The sequence below is a fragment of the Moorena sp. SIO2C4 genome (assembly GCF_010672485.1).
Taxonomy (GTDB): Bacteria; Cyanobacteriota; Cyanobacteriia; order Cyanobacteriales; family Coleofasciculaceae; genus Moorena; species Moorena producens.
The window spans coordinates 1-2,585 of record NZ_JAAHGN010001056.1; the positions used below are offsets into that span (position 1 = coordinate 1).

Consider the following 2,585-nt stretch of genomic DNA (forward strand, 5'->3'; position numbering starts at 1 on the left):
AAATCTTCTGCCCAGTGTCCAGGTATATCGCTAAAGGAGGTAATGTCAGGGTTAGGGTTAACAATATAAGGAGATGTGAACGCGCCCCGCGTGGCCTACGGCCAATCGCATCTGCAGAGCCTGTGGCTACCAATGCTTGGTAAATCAATGCTGCCACCTCAGCACGGTTAATCGGCCTCATGGGATTGAGCTGATTGGGTTGGGGATAATTCACTACCATTCGTCTTTGAGTTGCTGTGGCTACCGCTTGGGTAGCATAACTGGGAATTTGAGTGCGATCGCGATAAAACCCGAGTTCGCTAGACTCACCACCTGTTAACCCCAAACCCTTCACTAGGGATACCAGACCTTGCACTCTGGTCAGATTTTGCTGGGGGCGAAATGTTCGATCGGGGAATCCGGAAATAAAACCCATAACTGCTGCTTTCCGAATTGCCTGTGATGCCCAAAATTTCGCGCTCGAATCCACAAACTCCCCTCTGCCTTTACCCACCTGCCGTGGGCTTTCAAATGTTTTGGCAATAATTGCTGCATACTGTGCTAAGCGTGAGGTTGGCTTCTGGCTTGAATGTGCCATCTCCAAAGCCACTAACTAGTCCTCTAATCACTAATTCTCCAATAAACTGGCTTGCCCAATGACCTGCCAAATCACTGAATTGAAATGGACCAGTCTGTCGGACTGGAACTTGAGATGAACGTAACTCTACCGCACCCTCAATTCTAGATGGATTGAGCTGATTGCCCACCGAAACTAAGCTGACAGAGGTGCTATTTTGGAGATCAGCCTTACCATTATTGCGCAGGATATTACCCGCTGGGTCTTGAGAATTGCCTAAATCTGGTCTAGCCCTACCATTAACCACTAAACCACCATGAGTATTGTTCTCAATCAGATTACGACGCAATACTGGTTGCACCTGACGCATCAAAACGATTCCAGCTCGGTTACCTAGTATTTTATTATCTGCTATTAACGGTGCAGCCGAGTCGCTGATGGCAATCCCATAACCAGTCTTTTGACAAACATTGCCTCGCACTTCCCCTTTGGCATTACGCACCAGAAAGATGCCACTGGAAGCGTTAGCGATCAATACATTATCCAGAATCATGGGTTTGGCTGTGCCAGTAACAAATATCCCTTCACGACCACAGCGAGTAAAGGTATTATTGGCAATAATCGGTGAGGTAGATTCAATCCAGAGCGCTGTCCCCAATTTGCCCGGATTAGTAACCGTTACTCCTCTTAATTGGGCCTTGGAATCCAAACGGATGGTAATATTTTGACGATTAAACGTGGGGCTGACATAGTTCCCACTGCCGGAAATCACAATATCCTTACCTTTGGTCGGTTCATTGCCGAGAACCATTACCATCTTAGGAATAACTAGAGGAAAAACTTCGACCCTAGCAGCATTATAGGTACCAGCGGCTAAGTGAATGGTAGTTCCAGCAGTGGCAATAGAAAGTGCCTTAGTCAAGGTTTTAAACGGAACAGTATCACCAGTATCGCTATCCTTACCAGTGACTGGGTTAACGTGAATAATAGATTTAACCATATTAGTCAGTAAATGGCAATTAACAATTCACACGTAATACTTAACACCTAATATTTAACAGGTAATAATTTAAACTTAATAGTTTATTAACAATACTTAATAGTTAATATTCAACACCTAACATTTAACAGATAATACTTAATACCTAATACTTAACACGTAATACTTAAAAATATGATAGAAGTAGAGCATCTAAGCAAAATCTATGGCACCACCCCAGGGATAGAGAATGTTACTTTCAGGGTTGAACCAGGAGAAATCCTAGGGTTCCTTGGACCGAATGGTGCAGGGAAAACCACTACCATGCGAATTTTGACAGGTTATTTACCAGCAACCCATGGTACTGCCCGAATTGCTAATTATGATGTTCATGAAAATTCTATGGCAGTACGACGCCGAATTGGTTATTTACCGGAATTTCCGCCACTGTATCCGGACATGACCGTTGAAGGATTTTTGCACTTTGTTGCCCGTATTAAAGGTGTTGCTGCAGGCGATCGCACTACTAAGGTCAAAACTGCCATGGAGCGCTGTAACATAACGAGCAAGGCCAAGCTACTGATCCGCAAGCTTTCTAAGGGCTTCCGTCAACGGGTGGGTATCGCTCAGGCGATTGTACATGACCCACCGGCCATCATTTTAGATGAACCTACAGTCGGTCTTGATCCTCGGCAAATTATTGATGTCCGTAACTTAATTAAGAGCCTTGCTGGTGACCATACTATTATCCTCTCAACCCACATTCTACCAGAAGTGAGTATGACCTGTAGCCGGGTAGCTATCATCAATGAAGGCAAAATTGTAGCAACAGATAGTCCAGAAAAGTTACTGGCGGAGTTAACCGGGGGATCAGGTTATGAATTAGAAATAGATGGTGATGCACAGGAGTTACAGAAATTATTACAAGTTATACCAGGAGTTTGCCTGGTGGAACTGGTTAATGATCACAATTTACCTGGCGGACGATCTTTATTCCACATCGTATCAGCACCGGGAGCAGAACCCGCACGGGATATTGCAGCTGTGACA

Annotated in this window: 3 protein-coding genes; 1 reads left to right on the forward strand and 2 read right to left on the reverse strand. The window is 44.7% G+C overall.

The features are described 5' to 3' along the window. Nucleotides 1–577: S-layer homology domain-containing protein (locus F6K20_RS33515; RefSeq protein WP_287297656.1), on the reverse strand; the 577-nt coding region annotated here is incomplete at its 3' end. Beyond that, the gene (locus tag F6K20_RS33520; protein ID WP_008180492.1) at nucleotides 507–1,556 is read right to left on the reverse strand and encodes a DUF1565 domain-containing protein; all 1,050 of its coding nucleotides are present in this window, start codon (nucleotides 1,554–1,556) and stop codon (nucleotides 507–509) included. The genes F6K20_RS33520 and F6K20_RS33515, both read right to left, overlap by 71 nt. A gap of 174 nt (nucleotides 1,557–1,730) precedes the next feature. Between F6K20_RS33520 and F6K20_RS33525 the strand changes: the two genes are divergently transcribed. Then, nucleotides 1,731–2,585 (forward strand): ABC transporter ATP-binding protein (locus F6K20_RS33525; RefSeq protein WP_287297658.1); only part of this gene is annotated, 855 nt, incomplete at its 3' end.